General features: G+C 63.2%; 15 protein-coding genes. 3 read left to right on the forward strand and 12 right to left on the reverse strand.

What is annotated here, in order from left to right; translation table 11 throughout:
- Nucleotides 1–11 precede the first annotated feature (11 nt).
- From pstB to pstS, 4 genes are all read right to left on the reverse strand, one after another.
- The gene (gene pstB / locus O3298_RS17895; RefSeq protein WP_010396817.1) at nt 12–794 is read right to left on the reverse strand and encodes a phosphate ABC transporter ATP-binding protein PstB; all 783 of its coding nucleotides are present in this window, start codon (nt 792–794) and stop codon (nt 12–14) included.
- Between the two features lie 38 nt (nt 795–832).
- Nucleotides 833–1,720, reverse strand: coding sequence for a phosphate ABC transporter permease PstA (pstA, locus tag O3298_RS17900; protein WP_077402151.1), 888 nt, complete (start codon nt 1,718–1,720; stop codon nt 833–835).
- The gene (gene pstC / locus O3298_RS17905; RefSeq protein WP_099664709.1) at nt 1,717–2,688 is read right to left on the reverse strand and encodes a phosphate ABC transporter permease subunit PstC; all 972 of its coding nucleotides are present in this window, start codon (nt 2,686–2,688) and stop codon (nt 1,717–1,719) included. The genes pstA and pstC overlap by 4 nt, the downstream gene beginning before the upstream one ends.
- Before the next feature lie 229 nt (nt 2,689–2,917).
- The gene (gene pstS / locus O3298_RS17910) at nt 2,918–3,967 is read right to left on the reverse strand and encodes a phosphate ABC transporter substrate-binding protein PstS (protein ID WP_305060152.1); all 1,050 of its coding nucleotides are present in this window, start codon (nt 3,965–3,967) and stop codon (nt 2,918–2,920) included.
- Between the two features lie 271 nt (nt 3,968–4,238).
- Between pstS and ppk1 the strand changes: the two genes are divergently transcribed.
- The 3 genes from ppk1 (at nt 4,239) to O3298_RS17925 (ending at nt 7,254) form a co-directional block, all read left to right on the forward strand.
- On the forward strand, nt 4,239–6,332 hold the full coding sequence (ppk1, locus tag O3298_RS17915) for a polyphosphate kinase 1 (protein WP_099664711.1): 2,094 nt from the start codon (nt 4,239–4,241) through the stop codon (nt 6,330–6,332).
- A gap of 25 nt (nt 6,333–6,357) precedes the next feature.
- Nucleotides 6,358–6,816 carry a phosphohistidine phosphatase SixA gene (gene sixA, locus O3298_RS17920; protein WP_305060153.1) on the forward strand — a complete coding sequence of 153 codons (459 nt, stop codon included), beginning with the start codon at nt 6,358–6,360 and terminating at the stop codon, nt 6,814–6,816.
- Nucleotides 6,817–7,128: 312 nt separating this feature from the next.
- Complete coding sequence (locus tag O3298_RS17925) at nt 7,129–7,254, forward strand: hypothetical protein (protein WP_257218666.1); 126 nt, start codon at nt 7,129–7,131, stop codon at nt 7,252–7,254.
- A 207-nt stretch (nt 7,255–7,461) separates the two neighbouring features.
- Here the strand turns inward: O3298_RS17925 and O3298_RS17930 are convergent, their stop codons facing one another.
- From O3298_RS17930 to O3298_RS17965, 8 genes are all read right to left on the reverse strand, one after another.
- Complete coding sequence (locus tag O3298_RS17930) at nt 7,462–8,583, reverse strand: polyamine ABC transporter substrate-binding protein (RefSeq protein WP_305060154.1); 1,122 nt, start codon at nt 8,581–8,583, stop codon at nt 7,462–7,464.
- A 114-nt stretch (nt 8,584–8,697) separates the two neighbouring features.
- On the reverse strand, nt 8,698–11,304 hold the full coding sequence (gene clpB, locus O3298_RS17935; protein WP_099664713.1) for an ATP-dependent chaperone ClpB: 2,607 nt from the start codon (nt 11,302–11,304) through the stop codon (nt 8,698–8,700).
- Nucleotides 11,305–11,425: 121 nt separating this feature from the next.
- A complete protein-coding gene (moaE, locus tag O3298_RS17940; RefSeq protein WP_305060155.1) occupies nt 11,426–11,899 on the reverse strand; it encodes a molybdopterin synthase catalytic subunit MoaE in 474 nt (157 codons plus the stop codon).
- A complete protein-coding gene (locus O3298_RS17945; protein WP_305060156.1) occupies nt 11,896–14,508 on the reverse strand; it encodes a DUF349 domain-containing protein in 2,613 nt (870 codons plus the stop codon). Before O3298_RS17945 ends, moaE begins: the two co-directional genes overlap by 4 nt.
- A 182-nt stretch (nt 14,509–14,690) precedes the next feature.
- Entirely contained in the window at nt 14,691–15,344 is a 654-nt protein-coding gene (locus O3298_RS17950; protein WP_305060157.1) for a hypothetical protein, read from the reverse strand.
- Between the two features lie 116 nt (nt 15,345–15,460).
- Nucleotides 15,461–18,127 carry a bifunctional acetate--CoA ligase family protein/GNAT family N-acetyltransferase gene (locus O3298_RS17955; RefSeq protein ID WP_305060158.1) on the reverse strand — a complete coding sequence of 889 codons (2,667 nt, stop codon included), beginning with the start codon at nt 18,125–18,127 and terminating at the stop codon, nt 15,461–15,463.
- Nucleotides 18,128–18,245: 118 nt separating this feature from the next.
- Nucleotides 18,246–19,238, reverse strand: a complete 993-nt coding sequence (locus O3298_RS17960) for a DUF2804 domain-containing protein (protein ID WP_305053367.1) — start codon at nt 19,236–19,238, stop codon at nt 18,246–18,248.
- The gene (locus tag O3298_RS17965; RefSeq protein WP_305060159.1) at nt 19,235–20,518 is read right to left on the reverse strand and encodes a winged helix-turn-helix domain-containing protein; all 1,284 of its coding nucleotides are present in this window, start codon (nt 20,516–20,518) and stop codon (nt 19,235–19,237) included. Before O3298_RS17965 ends, O3298_RS17960 begins: the two co-directional genes overlap by 4 nt.
- Between the last annotated feature and the right edge of the window lie 12 nt (nt 20,519–20,530).

The raw sequence follows: 20,530 nt of genomic DNA on the forward strand, positions 1-20,530 counted from the left end.
CTCGGGGCGGATCAGCCGAAGCGGCCCGTGATGTAATCCTGCGTTTCCTTGCGGGCCGGATTCATGAAGATCTGGTCCGTTTCGCCGAATTCCACCAGCTCGCCCAGGTACATATAGGCCGTGTAGTCGGAGCAGCGCGCCGCCTGCTGCATATTGTGCGTCACGATGGCGATCGTGTAATCCTGTTTCAATTCGCTGATCAGCTCTTCCACTTTCGAGGTCGAGATCGGGTCCAGCGCCGAGGTCGGCTCGTCGAGCAGCAAGACGTCCGGCTTGACGGCCACGCCGCGCGCGATGCACAAGCGCTGCTGCTGGCCGCCCGACAGCGACAGGCCGCTCTTGCTCAGCTTATCCTTGACTTCGCCCCACAGCGCGGCCTTTTTCAGGGCCCACTCGACGCGCTCGTCCATCTCGCCCTTCGACAGGTCTTCATACAGGCGCACGCCGAAGGCGATATTGTCGTACACGGACATGGGGAACGGCGTCGGCTTCTGGAACACCATGCCGACCTTGGCGCGCAGCATGTTGACGTCCTGGTCGGCGTCGAGCACGTTGCGGCCGCGGTACAGGATCGAGCCTTCCGCGCGCTGACCCGGATACAGGTCGTACATGCGGTTCAGCGTACGCAGCAGGGTTGATTTACCGCAACCGGACGGGCCGATGAAAGCGGTAACCTTCTTTTCGTGGATGTCCAGGTTGACGTTATGCAAGCTTTGCGTTTTGCCGTAAAAAAAGTTCAGGCCCGAAATTTCGATGGTTTTTTTCTTTGGTGCCAGGTCTTGTGCTGGATTCATTTGCGTATTCATATGGGTTCGCTTCGCTCGGTATCTGTTTAATTAGGGACTTTTTGGCTGAACACGGTGCGCGACAGGATATTCAGGGCCAGCACGCTGAAGGTGATCAGCAGTGCGCCGCCCCAGGCCAGCGAGCGCCAGTTGTCGTACGGGCTCATCGCAAACGATGCGATGACGGACGGCAAGTTGGCCATCGGTGCATTCATGTTGAAGCTTTGGAACTGGTTATTCAGGGCCGTGAACAGCAGCGGTGCCGTTTCGCCGGCGATGCGGGCCAATGCCAGCAGTACGCCGGTGATGACGCCCGCCTTGACGGCGCGCAAGCGCACCAGGGTGGCGACCTTCCAGCGCGGCGCACCCAGGGCAAACGCGGCTTCCAGCAGGCTGTTCGGCACCAGACGCAGCATATTGTCCGTCGTGCGCACCACCACCGGCACGGCGATCAGCGACAGGGCGATGGCGCCCGCGTAACCGGAGAAGTGCTTCACGTGGGCCACGTACAGCGCATACACGAACAGGCCGATGACGATCGATGGGGCCGACAGCATGATGTCCGTCACGAAGCGCGTCACTTGCGCCAGCTTGTTTTCTTCGCCGTATTCGGCCAGGTAGATGCCGGCCAGGATGCCGATCGGAGTGCTGACGACGGTTGCCAGGCCCACCATCAGGGCGCTGCCGACGATGGCATTGATCAGACCGCCGCCTTCGCTGCCGGGAGCCGGCGTCGTTTGCGTGAACAGGTCGACGGACAAGGCGCCGAAACCCTTGATCACCAGGGTGAACAGGATCCACACGAGCACGGCCAGGCCCAGGGCCATGGCGGCCACCGACAGGGCGATGCCGACGCGGTGCATCAGCAGGCGCTTGCGGTAGACGGGGTTCATGGCCGGCTTGGCCGGAACGTCGAGAGTGCTTACTTGGCTCATTTCGTGCCTTCCTTGCGGGACATGCCAGCCAGCATCAGCTTGGCGGCGGATAAGACGATAAAGGTGATGACAAACAGGATCAGGGCCAGCGAGAACAACGAGGACACGTGCAGCGCCGATTGCGCTTCGCCGAATTCGTTCGCCAGCAGCGAGGTGATGCTGTTACCGGCGGCAAACAGCGACCACGACAGCTTGTTCGCGTTACCGATGACGAAGGTGACGGCCATGGTCTCGCCCAGCGCGCGGCCCAGGCCCAGCATGACGCCGCCGACGACGCCGGTCTTGGTGTATGGCAAGACAATCTTGCGCACCACTTCCCAGCGCGTGCAACCCAGGCCGTATGCGGATTCCTTCAGCACGGCAGGGACGATCTCGAACACGTCGCGCATCACGGAAGCGATGAAGGGGATGATCATGATGGCCAGCACCAGGCCGGCCGTCAGCAAGCCGATGCCCATCATGGGGCCGCTGAACAGCTGGCCGATGACGGGGACGTTGCCCAGGGTGGCTTTCAGCAGCGGCTGGACGTGGTCGGCGAACAGGGGCGCGAAGACGAACAGGCCCCAGATGCCGTAGATAATCGATGGCACGCCGGCCAGCAGCTCGACAGCCGTGCCCAGCGGGCGGCGCAGCCAGGCCGGGCAAATTTCCGTGAGGAACAGGGCGATGCCGAAGCTGACGGGAAAGGCGATCAGCAAGGCGATGACGGACGTCACCAGGGTGCCGATGATGGGAATCAGGGCGCCGTACTGGTCATTGACGGGATCCCATTCCGCGGACACGATGAAATGCAGGCCGAAGGTCTGGAAGGCCGGTATCGATTCCATGATCAGCGAAATGATGATGCCGACCAGGACGATCAGCACCGACAGGGCGAACAGCATCGTCACCTTGTGGAACAGAAAATCCTGGATGCGCTGCTTGCGCATGGTGGAAAGCATTTGCGCGTGACTGATGGAATCGGTCATGGTGCCGCCTGGCAGGGGGATCGTGGAGGAGGTAGATTGTGCGCTCATATTGTGCCAGATGTGGGTGGTACTGCCGGTGTCGCTATTTTGAACTCTTGTTTTATTGTTGCTTCTTTAGCCAGGACCGTCTGCAAGGGCTTGCGGGCGGTCCTGGCTAACTCCCTGCCCCGCCGCCGTGCTGCTGGCGGGGGCAAGGATGGGTACTTAGTCAGGCATGCAGACTATCGGATCAGTAGATCGACTTGCCCGATGCGTCTTTCAGGTTGGCTTTCCACGATTCCTGCACCAGTTTCACGACCGATGCCGGCATCGGCACGTAGTCCAGTTCAACGGCAGCTGGGCCGCCGTTTTTATAGGCCCAGTCGAAGAATTTCAGGACTTCCTTGGCCTTGGCTGCGTCAGCCTGGACTTTGTGCATCAGGATGAACGACACGCCGGTGATCGGCCAGCTGTTCTTGCCAGCTTGGTCGGTCAGGACCACGCCGAAGCCTGGGGTTTGCGTCCAAGGTGCCGAAGCGGCTGCTGCCTTGAAGTTTTCGTCGTCAGGTTGCAGGTAGTTGCCATCCTTGTTTTGCAGCTGGGTGTGCGACATCTTGTTTTTCTTGGCGTAAGCCCACTCGACGTAGCCGATCGAACCCTTGATACGCTGCACGTTGGCGGCGACGCCTTCGTTACCCTTGCCGCCCACGCCCACGGCCCATTTCACAGCCGAGCCAGCACCGATTTTCGATTTGAATTCCGGGTTGGTTTTCGACAGGAAGTCGGTGAACAGGAAAGACGTGCCCGAACCGTCGGCGCGGTGTACCACGGTAATTTCCGTGTCCGGCAGCTTGACGCCCGTGTTCAGTGCGGCGATTTCCGGCGCGCTCCACTTGGTGATCTTGCCCAGGTAGATGTCGCCAACGACTTTACCCGTCATTTTCAGCTGGCCTGGGGTTACGCCGTCCAGGTTGACGATGGTGACCACGCCGCCCATGATGGCCGGGAACTGCATCAGGCCCGCTTCTTCCAGCTCTTCTGCCTTCAAAGGCATGTCCGAGGCGCCGAATTCAACAGTCTTGGCCTTGATTTGCTTGATGCCGGCGCCGGAACCGACGGACTGGTAGTTCAGGCCGTTGCCGGTGTTGGCTTTGTACGTCTCAGCCCATTTGGCGTAGATAGGGTACGGGAAGGTTGCGCCAGCACCTGTCATATCTGCCGCCATGATGGAAGCGGAAGAAAATGCCATCGCTGCCGAAGCACCCACGACGATAAATTTGAACATTTGCTTCATTTGCATATCAAGTCCTCAGGGTTGTTAGGGCTCAAAGTCCCGGTTGAATGCTGCGCAGTCTAGCAAGCGAATATGACAGCTTTATGACATGGGTAAAAAATCCTGAAATAATTGGCTACGCCCCGAGAATACCCCTTTTCGACGTGAAAAATGACAGGCCGGGCGACGCTTTATGACAGCTTATGTCACGCTTACGTCATATTTCATGATTACACTCACAGCGCGTCATACATGATGAAATACGGCTAGAATTAACTATCTGCAAAGACAAAAGAATATGAAACCTGAACTGCACACGGAAGTGACCAAATCGGGCATCCTGCTTGACCGCGAGCTGTCGCAACTGACTTTCAACCGGCGCGTGATGGCCCAGGCGGAAGACCCGAACATTCCGCTGCTCGAGCGCCTGCGCTACCTGTGCATCGTCAGCAGTAATATGGATGAGTTTTTCGAGGTGCGCGTGGCCAGCCTGCTGGCGGCCGGCAGCATCGGCGGTTCGCTGGCCGGCCACCCTGCCCTGGCGGCCAACCTGGAGCGCATCGGCAAGGAATGCCATGCGCTGGTGGAACGCCAGTACGAGATATTAAATAACGACGTCTTGCCGGCCCTGCGCGAAGCGGGCGTGCATCTGCTGCGCGACAGCGACCGCAACGAGGCGCAGCGCGCGTGGGTGAAGGAATATTTCGACCGCGAAGTGCGCCCCCTGCTGACGCCGATCGGCCTCGACCCGGCCCACCCGTTCCCGCAAGTCGTCAACAAGAGTCTCAATTTCATCGTCTCGCTGAGCGGCAAGGATGCGTTCGGCCGCGGCACGGCGATCGCCATCGTCAAGGCGCCCCGCGTCTTGCCACGCGTCATCAAACTGCCGGACGAGATTTCAGGCGACGGCGTGTCCTTCTGTTTATTATCCTCCGTCATCCATGCGCATATCTCGGACTTGTTCGCCGGACGCGAAGTGATTGCCTATTCGCAATTCCGGGTCACGCGCGACAGCGACCTGTGGGTGGACGAGGATGAAGTCAAGAATTTGCGCCAGGCCCTGAAAGGCGAGCTGGTCGGTCGCCAGTTCGGCACCTCCGTGCGGCTGGAAGTGGCGCGCAATTGTCCGCCAGAATTGTCGCAGTTCCTGCTCGACCAGTTTAATCTGGATCAAAGCCGCCTGTACCGCGTCAACGGCCCCGTGAATCTCGTGCGCCTGTCGGAAATGATCGACCACGTCAAGCAGCCCGAGCTGCGCTTCCCGCCGTTCTTCCCCGGCCTCGCGCACAAAGCCATCGGCAACGACATCTTTGCCGCCCTGACCAAGCACGACATCCTGCTGCACCACCCCTACCAGTCGTTCCAGACGGTGATCGACTTCATCCGCAGCGCCGCCTACGACCCGTCCGTCGTCGCCATCAAGCAGACGATTTACCGCACGGGCATGAACTCGGACCTGATGGAGTCGCTCATTACGGCGGCGAAGATGGGCAAGGAAGTGACCGTCATTGTGGAATTGATGGCGCGTTTCGACGAAGAAGCCAATATCAACTGGGCCGACAAGCTCGAGCAAGCCGGCGCGCAAGTCGTGTACGGCGTCGTGGGATTGAAAACCCATGCCAAGGTGGCGCTCGTCATCCGCCGCGAAGAAGGCTCCTTGCGCTTCTACGCCCACTTGGGTACCGGCAACTACCATCCCACGACAACCAAGCTGTACACGGACTTCGGCTTGCTGACGGCCAACCAGGACCTGGCAGTGGAAGTGAACGAAGTCTTCATCCACCTGACCAGCCTGACCAAACCGCACAACCTGAACCATTTGTGGCTGGCGCCGTTCGGCCTGCAAAGCGAGATCATCAAGGCCATCCGCAACGAGGCGAAGATCGCCCGTTCGGGCCGGCGCGGGCGCATCATCGTGAAAGTCAACGCGCTGGTGGATGAATCCGTGATCCGCGCCCTGTATGCAGCCTCGACCGATGGCGTGAAGATCGACCTGATCGTGCGCGGCGCCTGCACCCTGAAGCCGGGCGTGCCTGGCCTGTCGGAAAACATCAAGGTGCGCTCCGTGATCGGCCGCTTCCTCGAACATAGCCGCATCTATTATTTCCGCAACGACCTGGCGCACGATGTCTACCTGGCCAGCGCCGACTGGATGAGCCGCAACCTGTTCCGCAGGGTGGAAGTGGCCTTCCCCGTGCTGGACCGGGCGCTGAAGCGGCGCGTGATCGCCGAGGGCCTGAATCCGTATTTGAAGGATAATACCAATGCATGGGAACTGGAGCCGACGGGCCATTACGCGCGCCGCAAGCCGCGCGGCAAGCAAACGCCGTTCAGTGCCCAGCAGTATTTGATGCATTCACTGGGCACGCCGGGCGCGGAGGTCGGCGAATAGGCAATTCTACACAGAGGAGCACAGCATGGATCTCATCTTGTGGCGACACGCAGAAGCCGAGCCGGGCGTCCCCGACCTCGAACGCGCCCTGACCGTCAAAGGCCAGAAACAGGCGCGCCGCATGGGGGAATGGCTGGCCTCGCAACTACCGGAAAATTGCCGCATCCTCGTCAGCCCCGCCCTGCGCACCCTGCAAACGGCTGAAGCGCTGGGGCGCAAGTTCAAGCTGATGCCGGAACTGGCGCCCGGCGCCGAGGCGGAGGATATCCTGAAAGCGGCCAACTGGCCCGCCGGCAAGGAAACCGTGCTCATCGTCGGCCACCAGCCCACCCTGGGCCAGGCCGCCGCCCTGCTATTGACGGGAGAAGAGCAGGAATGGGAACTGCGCAAGGCCAGCGCGTGGTGGTTCTCCCAGCGCGAACCAGGCGACCCGATCAGTGTTTATCTGAAAGCCGTGATGGCGCATGATCTGGTGGTGAAATAACGGTGCTCGAGCAGGGAACTGCGCAAGGCCAGCGCAAGGATGGACAGGTTCTCGCAGCGCGCACCAGGCGCCCCCATCAGTGTGTATCTGAAGGCCGTGATGGCGCATGACTTGGTGGTGAAATAAGGGTGGTGAAATAGAGAAAATGCGCAAAAAGTGCGCTGGGACAAATACTAGCAGGAATTACAACTCGGCGGCCTTGTAAAGCGCTGCCGATCTGCTAGAGTTTAATTGCATCAACTACGTGTTGGAGCGCTGCTCTGGCACATTGAGCAACCCAGCGGACAGCCGTCCAACGGCGGCTGAAAGACCATGTTAACCTTCGTCGTTTTTCTCTTCATCGCCATCTTCGCCGCCATCATCGGCTTCGTCGCCTTTGAACTGATCGAAGAAATGCGCGGCAGTCACCACAAGCTGATGGATCGCTACCACGAGTAGTGTTCGCCTCGGCAATATCGCATGGCGCCAGCGACGGCCTACAGGCCCGTCCCTCGCGCCATCCTTGTATCTCCCCACAAAACTTACTGCGCGTCGCGATTTGCAATCTGCGATGCTCACTGCCTCGGCGGCCCCGTGCACAGCACAGTTCCGCTTCTCGATCACAACTCCCTTCCGCTCGCTACAGTTTTGTAGTGCGCTAGTACTTTACACTCCCGTCTTGAACTTCGTATAGATACGCGTCATCAAGCGGCGGATATCGGCCGTGGTCGCTTCCGGTGCGGCCATGCGCTGCTTGTCGGCGTCCGACAGGAAGATGGCCTTGTTTTCACCGATGTCCTTGCGCACATATTTGATGCTGGCCGGATTCGGATTCGCGTAGAACACCTTGTTGCTCAGGCTGGCATGCACTTGCGGGCGCAAAATGTAGTTGATGAACAGGTGCGCGTTGCTCGGATGGGGCGCGTCGGCGGGGATGGCCATGGTGTCGAACATCAGGGCGGCCGTCTTCGGCACCAGCACCTGGATCACATTGCCGTTTTTCGCATCGATGGCGCGCTGGCGCGCGATATTGATGTCGCCCGACCAGCCCAGCGCGACGCAGACGGAACCGTTGGCCATGTCGTTGATGTAGCCGGATGAGCTGAACAGGGTCACGTAGGGACGGATCGCCTGCAGCACCTTGCCCGCTTCCTGGTAATCGGCGGCCGCTTTCGAGTACGCGGGCTTGCCCAGGTATTGCAGGGCGGCCGGCAGCACTTCCGACGGCGAGTCGAGGAAGGACACGCCGCACGATTTCAGCTTCGCCGCGTATTTCGGGTCGAAGATCAGGTCCCAGGCGTTGTCAGGCATGGGCATGCCGCCCAGCGCGGCCTTGACCTTGTTGACGTTGATGCCCACCGTCGTGTAGCCCCACAGCCAGTCGACCAGGTAATCGTTGTTCGGGTCGATCTTCGACAGCTTGGCCTGCAGATTCTGGTCCAAGTTGCCCAGATTCGTCAGCTTGCTCTTGTCGAGCTTGCGCAACAGGCCCGCATCGATCTGCAGGCGCGCCCACTGGGCCGTCGGCACGACGATGTCGTAGCCGGACTTGCCCGCCACCAGTTTCGCATTGAGGATTTCGTTATTGTCGAAAACGTCGTAGCGTACCTTGATGCCCGTTTCCTTCTCAAAATTCTTGATCGTATCGTCGCCGATGTAGTCCGACCAGTTATAGATGTTCAGGACCTTTTCTTCCTGAGCCTGAGCTTGGCCAGGCAAGGCCAATACGGCCGCCGCCAAGGCCAATCCCACTCCAATGCGCCGCCCTGCTTGCCATGTGTGTGCCATCGTACCGCCTCCGGAATTAGTCAGAAAATAGTGCCGATCATAACAAGAAGGGCGGCATCAGGTCTAGCCTGATACCGCCCTGCTTTCACTGCCGGGGTCAGACCCCAAGCAACATTACACCTTGTCCAGCCCCACTTGCGCCCCCGTAAATACGAGGTTGCCGTTCTGGGCGTCGATGCGGATTTCGTCTTTCGGGCCAAACTTGCCTTCCAGAATCAGCTTCGACAGCGGATTTTCGATCTGCTGCTGGATCGCCCGCTTCAGCGGACGGGCGCCATACACCGGGTCGTAGCCCGCCTCGGCGATTTGCTGCAAGGCCGCGTCCGTCAAGCTCAGCGCCATGTCCATGCGCGCCAGGCGTTCTTCGAGGATCTTCAGCTGGATCTTCGCGATCGCGCCGATGTTTTTCTCGTCGAGGCCGTGGAACACGACGATTTCGTCGATACGGTTGACGAACTCGGGACGGAAGTGCGAACGTACCTCGGCCATCACTGCCAGCTTCACGACACCGGGATCATCGCTTTCCATGGCCTGGATTTTATGCGAACCCAGGTTCGAGGTCATGATGATGACGGTATTCTTGAAGTCCACCGTGCGGCCCTGGCCATCCGTCATGCGTCCATCGTCGAGCACTTGCAGCAGCACGTTGAAGACGTCGGCATGCGCCTTTTCCACTTCGTCGAGCAGGATCACGCTGTACGGCTTGCGGCGCACGGCTTCCGTCAGGTAGCCGCCCTCGTCGTAGCCCACGTAGCCCGGCGGCGCGCCGATCAGACGGGCCACGGAATGCTTCTCCATGAACTCGCTCATGTCGATGCGGATCATCGATTCTTCCGTATCGAACAGGAAGGTCGCCAGCGCCTTGCTCAGCTCGGTCTTGCCGACACCCGTCGGCCCCAGGAACATGAAGGAACCATATGGACGGTTCGGGTCGGAGAGGCCGGCGCGCGAGCGGCGGATGGCGTCAGCCACGGCCGTGATCGCTTCATCCTGGCCCACGACGCGCTCATGCAGCTTCTCTTCGATGTGCAGCAGCTTGTCGCGTTCGCCCTGCATCATGCGCGACACGGGTATGCCCGTCGCGCGCGACACCACTTCGGCGATTTCCTCGGCGCCCACTTCCGTGCGCAGCAGTTTCGGCTGGTCAGGGTCGAGTTTCGGGATGCCGCTGTCAGCCTGCTTGAGCTGGGCTTCCAGCTGCGGCAACTTGCCATACTGCAATTCCGACACTTTCTGCCAGTTGCTCTCGCGCGTGGCCTGCTCCATCTGCAGCTTGACGTGCTCGATCTCTTCCTTGATGTGCGTGCTGCCCTGCACCACGGCTTTTTCCGCCTTCAGGATTTCCTCGAAGTCATTGTATTCGCGCTGCAGCTTGACGATCTCTTCCTCGATCAAGGCCAGGCGGCGCAACGACGCTTCGTCCTTTTCCTTCTTGACAGCTTCGCGCTCGATCTTGAGCTGGATCAAACGGCGTTCCAGCTTGTCCATCACTTCCGGCTTGGAATCGATCTCGATCTTGATCTTCGCCGCCGCTTCATCGATCAGGTCGATCGCCTTGTCGGGCAGGAAACGGTCCGTGATATAGCGGTGCGACAGCTCGGCGGCGGCAATGATGGCCGCGTCCGTGATTTCCACCTTGTGGTGCAGCGCATATTTATCCTGCAAGCCGCGCAGGATGGCGATCGTCGCTTCCACGGTCGGTTCGTCGACGAGCACTTTCTGGAAGCGGCGTTCCAGCGCGGCATCCTTCTCGATGTACTTGCGGTACTCGTCGAGGGTGGTCGCGCCCACGCAATGCAGCTCGCCGCGCGCCAGCGCCGGTTTCAGCATATTGCCGGCATCCATCGCGCCTTCGGCCTTGCCCGCGCCCACCATGGTGTGCATTTCATCGATGAAGACGATGGTTTGCCCTTCATCCATGGCCAGTTCCTTCAGCACGGATTTCAGGCGCTCCTCGAATTCGCCGCGGAATTTCGCGCCGGCCAGCAAGGCCGCCATGTCCAGCGACAGTACGCGCTTGCCTTTCAGCGATTCCGGCACTTCGCCGTTGACGATGCGCTGCGCCAGGCCTTCGACGATGGCCGTCTTGCCCACGCCCGGTTCGCCGATCAGCACGGGGTTGTTCTTGCTGCGGCGCTGCAGGATCTGGATGGTGCGGCGAATTTCATCGTCGCGGCCGATCACAGGGTCGAGCTTGCCCTTGCGCGCCCGCTCCGTCAGGTCCAGCGTGTATTTTTTCAAGGCTTCGCGCTGGCCTTCGGCTTCTTGCGAATCGACCTTGTTGCCGCCGCGCACAGCCTCGATGGCCGCTTCCAGCGCCTTGCGGGTCAGGCCGTTTTCGCGCGCCAGCTTGCCGCAGTCGGACTTGTCGTCCGTCATCGCCAGCAAAACCATTTCGCTGGACACGAACTGGTCGCCCGCCTTCTGCGATTCCTTGTCGGCCAGGTTCAAGAGAGCCACGAATTCGCGGCTGACCTGCACGTCGCCGCCCGTGCCCGACACCTTCGGCAAGCGTTCGATGGACGCGCCCAGGGCCTTGGACAGGCCGCCCACGTTGACGCCGGCCCGCTGCAAGAGCGAACGGGCGCCGCCGTCGTCCTGGTTCAACAGGGCCGTCAGCAGGTGGACTGGTTCGATATAGGGATTGTCGTTGCCCACGGCCAAGCTTTGCGCATCGGCCAGGGCTTCCTGTAATTTGGTAGTGAGTTTGTCTTGTCGCATGAAAAGCGCTCCCGGTTAATTAGTTGTTAACCAAATTGGGGTGAGGCAGTACTTTTCAAGCATACACAAAGCAGAAAACCGCTGCATTTGGGCAAATGCTAGCGTGCGCGGCAGATACGATTCAAATGGTGCTTGCTTTTGTCGCCCATTTGTCCAGCGCCGTCTCGTCGCTGTCGCGCGCATCGACCCAGCGCGCACCTTCCGGCGTATCTTCCTTCTTCCAGAACGGCGCTTCCGTCTTCAGGTAGTCGATGATGAACTCGCAGGCGGCGAACGCCTCGCCCCGGTGGGCGGACGAGACCGCCACCAGCACGATCTGTTCCTGCGGCAGCAAGGGGCCCACGCGGTGGATCACCAGTGCGCCGGACAGGGGCCAGCGCACGCGCGCCTGCTCGACGATGGCTTCGATGGACTTTTCCGTCATGCCCGGATAATGCTCGAGCTCCATGGCGGCCACGTCCAGCCCCTCGTTCATGTCGCGCACCGTGCCGACGAAGCCGACGACGGCGCCCACCTTGGGGTTGCCTGCACGCAATTGTGCGATTTCTTGACTCAAGTCAAAATCAGCTTGCTGGACGCGGACGCTGGTACTCATTTGGCATGCCCTCCGATACGGCGCAGCAGGGTTTCGATGCGGCTGGCCGTGCGCGCATCGGTGGCGGCGGCAATCGCGCACAGCTGCATCAGCTGCGACACTTGCGTGAGCGGCTTCTGGCCCGATTTCAGCGACGATTGCAGCACTTCCACCTGCATTTTCAGGCGGTCGCGGGCAAATTCGGCGCCGCTGTCGACACCGGCGACGATTTCCAGGCGCAAGACCTCTTCGAGCAAGCGGGCCTCGTTGGCCTGCAATTGCTGCACGTAGGCGGCAGCGCCCTCGCCCAGCGCGGCCTGGGCGGCGGCAAAGCGCTGCAGCAGGCTGCGTTCGTATTGCGTATCGAGCGGCGGCAAGGCGCTCCAGCGCTCGCTCCACGCAGGCGCGTCGGCATCGGCACCGCCCTCGGCCAGCGAAGCTTCCAGCGATTGCACCAGGCGCAGCTTGTCGCGCAAGGCGTTGGCCTGGGCCGCGCCGGCCCGTTCGGCGATGGCGTCCGCTTGCGCCTGCACGCCGGCGACGGCCGCGTGGTAGCGCTGCTCGATCTTCGCTTCGCTGGCGCGCGGCACGGGGCCCGTGGCGTTCCAGGCGGCGCGCGTGTCGCGCAGCAAGTGATGGATGAAGGCCGTGCGGGACTTGTCGTCGCCCTCGGGCACGACGGCCGTTTCCAGCGCGGCGCACAGCGCTTCGCGCGCATGCAGGTGTTCGCGGCGCTCGTGGTCGGCCGCGTGGGCCGTTTCCTTGCGCTTGGCGAAGATATCGTCGCAGGCGGCACGGAAACGCTGCCACAGCGCCTGTTCCGCGCGGCGCTCCAGCGGCAGGGCTTTCGCCAGTTCCTGCCATTTATCCTGCAAGGCTTTCAGCATGTCGACCGTGTTGCGCTCCGATGGCTTGAGCAAGCCCACTTCGACGATCAATTGCTCGCGGCGCGCCGTCTCGATCTGGCGCTGCGTGTCCAGCGGCTTCGACAGGGCGTCCAGCGCGGCGCCGAATTCCGTATCCAGGCGTTTCTTTTCCTTGCGGTCGATGGTGCCCAAGCGCGTCCAGGCCTGGCGCAGGCGCTGCGAGGCGGAGGCGACGTGTTTCCAGTCGGTACTTTCTTCGGCCGCCAGGGCCGCCGTTTCCGCGATCAATTCCTGGGCCTTGGCCGCGTTGCCGTGACGCTCCTCGGCCAATTGCTTGAAATGCTGGGCCGCCGGCGCATACGCGAGGCTGCAGGCGGCGTCGAAACGTTCCCACAGGGATTTCGGCGCCGGGCCGGACAAGGTATCGAGCGACTTCCAGCGCTCGCGCAGGCTGCCCACTTTCTTGGCCAGCTCGGCCATTGGGAGTTCCTGCGCCGGCAATTCCTCGCCCGCCTTGACCAATTCCTCGCGCGACACGTTGCCGCCCCAGCGCGCCCAGTCGGCCAGGCGCTTGAATTCTCCGCGCACATGGGCCAGACGGTCCGCTTGCGCGGGCGTCAAACGGCCGTGCTTGCTATCGCGCAAGGTCTTGTCATGCTCGGAAGCCACGTGCAGCAAGCCGTCCTGCAGGGCCGCCTCCATGGCGTCAAGCACCTTGAAGAACTGTTCCGTCGCTTCTTTCGACACGGGCGCGTGTTCCGCGCGCGGCTTGCGCGGCGCCGGGTCCGCATGGGCTGGTGCGGCCTCTGGCGTTGCCGCCTGCACCGGCGCCGGCGCGCTGGCCAGCACGGCCGCAAATTGCTGCTGCAAGCTGTCGGACAAGGGCGACTCGGGCAGACGCGGCAGGGCTTGCCATGCGCGCTTCAAGGTGTCCACGTCGAGCGTGGCGGCGTCCTGCGCCTGCCATTCGGCCAGCGCGGCCTGGCGCGCGTCGAACACGGCCTGGTGTTGCTGCAGGGCTTGCAGGGCGGACTGCGCCTGCTCGCGCGCCTGGATGAAATCGCTTTCCAGGTGTTTAGGCAAGGAAGCGCGCTCGGGCGATTGCGCATGCTGCGCATGTTCCGCATCCAGACGAGCCAGCGCCTGCGCCAGCTCGCCGGCGGACTGGCCATTGCTGGCCAGCGCGCGTGCAGCGGCGACGGCGTCGATCACGGCGCGCTGCAGCACCACTTGCGCTTCCAGGCGGGCGGCCAGCGCGGCGCGCGCGGCAGCAAAGGCGGTCGCCAGTTCCGGCGTGGCCTTGATGACTTGCCATTGGCGGTCCAGTTCGGCTACCTGGTTCGGGCTGAGCTTTTCATCGTTCAACAGGCGCTGGGCCGTGTCGATGCTGGCCTGGGCGCGTTGCGTCTCGGCAGCCTGATGACGGATCAGGTCGATGCGGCCCTGCATCAGCTTGGCCACGCGGCGGTCCGTGTTGCGCATGGCGTGGTGGACTTTTTCCAGCAGGGGCAAGGCGTGGACGTGTTCGGCCGCGATCAGACGGGCATCGGCAAATTCGCTGGACACGATGAATTCAAAGGCGGCAGCCTCGTCGCCAGCCACGGCATGGGCACGCGCCACCTGTTCGGCGCGGCGCGATGCGCTCTGCGCCGAGGCGGCGGCCTGTTCTGCCACGACAGGGTCGGGTACGGCAGTCTTGCTGGCAGAACGCTTGAAGAGAAATTCGAACATGACGGGTTTCGCGTGGATCAAAACCACCATCATAACAAAGCCCGGGGTATTGCATCGGACAGGACTGAACAAGTTATCAAATGAATAAAGCGAATCTTTTCCGAATCTTTCCCGAATCTTTTCCCTGGATTTTTGCCCTATGACGGTGTGCCAGCCGCCCTCGCGAAAACGCCTCCGGCAAACACCGCCTGGCGGGGTGTGCGCTCGCTACCCGTTCAAGCCTGGGCACGCAGCGGCTGTACCGGCGCGGGCGGCGCGGACGCGGCACCATCCGCCAGCGTTTCAGCGCCGCCGGCTGCAGGCAAGGGCGCCGGCAAAGGCGCTGGCAAAACAAAGGGCAGTACTTGCGCCTTGCCACGGCGCGCTTCCTGCACGCGCGCATCGTGGGCGAGGAACTGGTAGGCGATGGCAAACCACGCTTCGCCGACGATGACCTTGCGCGCCAGCGCGAACAGTTCGCGCTCTTCCTTTTCCAGGCGCTGCAGCAAGGCCGCGCAAAAGGCGTCGATGGCGGCGCATAGCTGCTCGGCCTGTAATTCGGAATGGTCGATGGCGGCACCCGCGCGCTGCTGCACGACATTGATGCTTTCCAGCGCCGCGTGGTTCAAGCCGTTCAACTCGTCCAGCAAGCCGTCCACATGGGGGGCAGCCTGGCGGATGGCGGGGATCAGGTACATCTCCACCTTGCGCCAATAGCTCCCCTGGTACAGCCGGTTCAGCCAGTCGCCCGTGTACTGCAGTTGCGCCAAACTGAGCCTGCTTTGCTGGCGCAGCTGCACCTGCATGTATTTCTGAAAAGCCAACAAGCTCATGCGGATGCTGGCCTGTTCCACCGACAGGGAAACCAATATATATGTTGCAGTAAGCATGCACTCACTCCCGAAAACGCGCTGGATATGTCATCCTGGAAGTGAAAGTGTAAAGACTACCGACAGGGGCCGGTTTGATCCTGCACAAACCCGCGGCTGGCCAGCCGCGCTTTCTTTTACGGCGCGCGCAAGCCGATATGCAGGTTGACGACGCCCGGCTCTTCCGACGGCGTGACTTCTCCGCCAAAGCTTTTCACCAGCCGCTGCATGCCCTTGTTGCGCGCCATAGCCTCGCCCACCAGCGCTTCCGTGCCCCGGCTGCGGAAATAGTCGACCAGCTTCTCGAACAGGATGTGTCCCAGTCCCTTGCCTTTCAGCGCCGAGCGCACGGCGATGGCGAAATCGGCGTGGATATTGTCCGGGTCGGCCACGGCGCGCACCACGCCGAGGGTTTCCGGCTTGCCGTCCGGGCCCGTGTGCGTGGCGATGAAGGCCATGGCGCGGTCGTAATCGATCTGCGTCAGGCGCGCCAGCTGCGACACGGGCAGCTCGCGCATGGACGTGAAGAAGCGCAGGCGCACGTCGTCCGGGTCCAGCGCGTGGAACAGGTCCATGTGCTGCGGCGCGTCCTCGGGGCGGATGGGGCGCAGCAGAATGGATTGGTCCATCCACGTCACCTGCTCTTCCAGCTCCTGCGGATACGGGCGGATGGCCAGGCGGTCGCGCTTCTGGCCCGGCTGCAGGCGGATGCGCGCGTCGAGGGCGATCACGCCATCCGCATCGGCCACCAGGGGGTTGATGTCGAGTTCGGCCAGCTCGCCGATGTCGGCCACCAGTTCGGCCACCTGGATCAGGGTGTAGCAGATGGCGTCGATGTCGGCCGGCGGCTGGTTGCGGTAGCCGGCAAGCAGCTTCGACACGCGCGTGCGCGCCAGCATGTCGCGCGCCAGCACCATGTTCAGGGGCGGCAGGCCGATGGCGTGATCGGCCGTCACTTCCACGGCGATGCCGCCCTGCCCCACCAATATCACGGGACCGAAGGCGGCGTCCGTCGTCACGCCGACGATCAGTTCATGCGATTGCGGCCGGCGCGCCATCTGCTGCACGGTAAAACCGTCGATCAGCGCGTCGGGACGCATGCGGCGCACGCGCTTGAGCATGGCGGCGGCGGCCGTGCGCAGGATGTCGGGCGTGTCCAGGTCGAGCGCCACGCCGCCCACGTCGGACTTGTGCGCGATGTCGGGCGAGTGGATTTTCAACGCGACGGGATAGCCGATGTCGGCCGCCACGGCCAGCGCCTCTTCCACGTCGGCCGCCATGCGCGTGGTGGCGACGGGAATGCCATAGGCGGCCAGGATTTCCTTCGAGCGGCATTCACCGAGCACCGTCTGGCCGGCCGCCAGCGCGGCGGCGACGATTTCGCGCACCCTGGCGCGCCGCGGCGTGGCCGACATGGGCAGCTGCGCCGGCACCTGCATCAGGGTTTCCTGGTTGCGCCGGTACTGCACGATCTGCATGAAGCCATGCACGGCCTTTTCCGGCGTGTCGTAGGTGGGAATGCCAGCCCGGTTGAAGACCTGGCGCGCGGGCGCCACGGTGGTGCCACCCAGCAGGCACGACAGCACCGTGCGCGAGGTGGCCTTGATCAGCGGCGTGACGGCTTCGGCGATGTCGATCGACGAGACCATGGCCGTGGGCGCGTGCAGCAGCAGCAAGGCGTCCGCCTGCGGCTCGTCGAGCAGCGGCTTGATGGCGTCGGCATAGCGCTGCACGGCCGCGTCGCCGGGCAAGCCCACGGGGTTGTCGTGCGACCAGCCCCGTGGCAAGGCTTTTTCCAGCGCGATGACGGTATCGGGGGAGAGTTCGGCCAGCTTGCCGCCGCTGCCCACCAGGGCGTCGGTGGCCATCACGCCCAGGCCGCCGCCGTTGCACAGGATCGCCAGGCGCTCGCCGCGCTGCGAACGGATATGCGTGAGGGTTTCCACGGCATCGAAGAGCTCTTCGGCCGAATACACGCGCAGCATGCCGGCGCGGCGGATGGCCGCGTCGTACACGGCGTCGGAACCGGCCAGCGCGCCCGTATGCCAGGCCGCCATGGCCGCGCCTTCCGCCTCGCGCCCCGCTTTCAGGACGATGACGGGCTTGCTGCGCGCGGCCGCGCGCGCCGCCGACATGAATTTGCGCGCCGCCTGGATATCTTCCATGTACAGCAGGATGGCGGCCGTGTCGATGTCGCCGGCCAGGTAGTCGAGCAAGTCGCCGAAATCGACATCGTAGCTGGCACCCAGCGAAATGAACTTGGAAAAGCCCACGCCATGCGCGTTGGCCCAGTCGAGCACGCCCGACACCAGCGCGCCCGATTGCGACACGAAGGCGATCTTGCCGCTGGTTGCGCCCACGTGGGCGAAGCTGGCGTTCAAGCCCAGTTTCGGCACCAGCAGCCCCATGCTGTTGGGGCCGAGGATGCGCAGCAAATGCGGCTTGGCCGCCTTCAGCATGGCCAGGCGCAGCGACTGCTCGCGCACGGGGTCGAGGCCGGACGTCATGACGATGGCCGCGCGCGTGCCCAGCGCGCCCAGTTCGCGGATCAGGGCCGTGATGGTGGCGGGCGGCGTGCAGATGATGGCCAGGTCCGGCGCTTTCGGCAGTTGCGCCAGCTTGCGGTAGCATTTCAGGCCCATCAGCTCGTCATACTTGGGATTGACGGGCCAAATGTCTCCTTGGTAGCCGCCACCGAGCAGGTTGTACAGGGCGATGGCGCCCAGCTTGCGTTCGCGCGCCGTGGCGCCGATCAGGGCCACCGAGGCCGGCTTGAACAGCTTGTCGAGATTACGGATACTCATGTTCTGGCCTCATGGATTGCCGAAGCGGGATTGCCGGAGCGACTACGCGCCAGTGTAAGGGATGCGTTGCCAAAAAAATTTGATCTTGCGCTGCATTTCACGAAAAACCCGCGCGCCCCTACCAGCGCGAGCGGTGGCTTTCCGTCACCCCGGCCAGCTGCGCCACGATGCGCTTGGGAGAGTCCGCGCTGGTGCGCACCCAGCCGCTGAAAGTGCCGATGGGCTGGATGTAGCGGCTGGCGGCGATCCACAGGTTTTTATCCTCGCGGCGCGCGCCTTCCGGCTTGAAGTGCAGGTCCAGCAAATCGTCGTCCGTCCACACATGCCACGGCGCCAGCGGGTTGTCGGGATTGAAGTCGAAGTGCGCGCGGCCCAGCGGATACAGCTGGCCATCGAGCCACAGCGCGTTTTCATGCGCGCCGAAATAGCCGGCCTGCAGGTTGAAACCCAGGTCCAGGCTGTGCGCCGAGGCCCAGCGCCATTCCGTTTCGCGCGCCAGCAAGCCATTCGAATAATCGAAGCTGGCCACGCCGTCGTCCAAGCTGTAGCCCATGGCGCCGCAACGCACGCTGCCCCACAAGGGCAAGCCGCCCGACTTTTGCGTCGCATGCACGCTGCCGCCCTCGCCCACGGGCCCCACGGCCAGCAAGGTGGGCGCCACGGGCGGGCCGAATTCCGCGTCGATGCCGAAATGGCCGCAATCGAGCAGCAATCGATAGCGCTGCTGGGGCTGGGCCTCGATGGAGATCACTTGCGAGAGGAAGCGGAAACGGCTGCTGGCGCCCGCATGCGGCGCCACCGTGGCGCTCAAGCCCGGCACGCCATCCTGCGAAAAACTGGCCACGATCTTGCCCTTGTGGCGGTCGAAGGCATACGCGAAGGCCGTGCTGGTCCAGCCCAGGTCGACGATGGCCACGCCGCAGAACAGCGTGGGTGTGGACAGGGCCACGTAATGCCAGCGCTTGTGGTGGAACAGGCGCCAGAGGGCGCCGCGCGCGTGGGGTGGCGCCAGCGCGGCCCAGTCGAAGGCGTTCAATTGGCCCGTGTAGCGGCCAAAGCAGGGGACGCCATCGGCGTCGAGCAGCTGGGGAGGAGCCGGCGGCAGCATCATGCGGCCCGCCTTGCGGCTGCGCCGCCGTCGTGCAGGGTCTGGGCCAGCAGCGCGCCGAAGGTTGCCGGCTGCGTCTGCGCAATATCAATATCCGGGCAGGCATGCCAGAGCGCCAGGCGCTGCACGGCGCCGGCCACGTCCTGCGCCAGACGGGTACTGAGGCGCACGCCGTCTTCCAGCGCCAGCGACTTGATCTCGAAGCGCCCCTGCGCGCGGTGCGCCTTGGCGTCCAGGCGCCCCACCAGCGCGCCGCGGCGCAAGATCGGCAAGGTGAAATAGCCATAGCGGCGCTTTTCGGCCGGCGTGTAGCATTCGAGCCGGTAGTCAAAGCCGAACAATTCCAGGGCACGGCGCCGGTCCCAGACGACGGGATCGAACGGCGAGAGTATCGTCGTCAGGGTGGGCGCCAGCTTGCCGGCCGCCGCGTCGCGCAACAAGTCCCCATGCTCGGCATGCACGTACACGGCATCACTCCAGCCATCGACCGTGCAGCGCAGCAGCGCGCCCTCGTCCACCAGCGCCTGCAAATCGCGCGCCAGGCTGGCGCGCGACTGCTTCGTGCGGAAGTAGTCGCTGATCCAGCTGGCCCGCGCCAGCCCCAGCGCCTTCACGCTGGCCAGCAGCAGCCGGCGGCGCACCTGCTCCTCGGACGGCAGCAAGCCGTCGTGCCAGCCCGGCAGCACCCGTTCGGCCAGGTCGTAATAGCGCTGGAAATTGTGGCGCTTGGCGATCATCAGCACGCCCGACGTAAACAGCACTTCGAGCGAGCGCTTTTCCGGCTTCCAGCTCCACCAGCCGCCCGCCTGGCCATCCGTGCGCTCGAAGTCGGCCGAGCGCGCGGCGCCGTTGGCGCGGATGTGCTCCAGCACCGAAGCGACGGCCTCTCCCTGCTCCGCCATCCATTTGACGGAGTATTTCCAGCCCATGGCGGCCGGGTCCAGCATGCGGTGGCGGTACAGGCCATAGTCTTCGATGGGCACGAAGCAAGCCTCGTGCGCCCAGTACTCGAACAGCGCGCCCTCGGCCAGCAGCTGCTCCAGCCAAGGCTGCGGATAGTCGCCCAGGCGGCTCCACAGCACCAGGTAGGGGCTGCGCGCCACCACGTGGATGGTGTCGATCTGCAGCACGCCCATTTGCCGCACGGCGGCCAGCACGTCGGCCTTCACGGCTTTCTTGCGCCGCGCCTGCAGCAAGCCCTGCGCGGCCAGGTGCAGCGCGCGCGCGGCGGCCAGCGATAAAGCGGGGGGATCGAAAAGAATGGGCTGGTGTGGGCTGTGCATAACAGAAAGATA

It is taken from the genome of Janthinobacterium sp. SUN137, assembly GCF_030587265.1.
GTDB lineage: Bacteria > Pseudomonadota > Gammaproteobacteria > Burkholderiales > Burkholderiaceae_D > Janthinobacterium > Janthinobacterium kumbetense.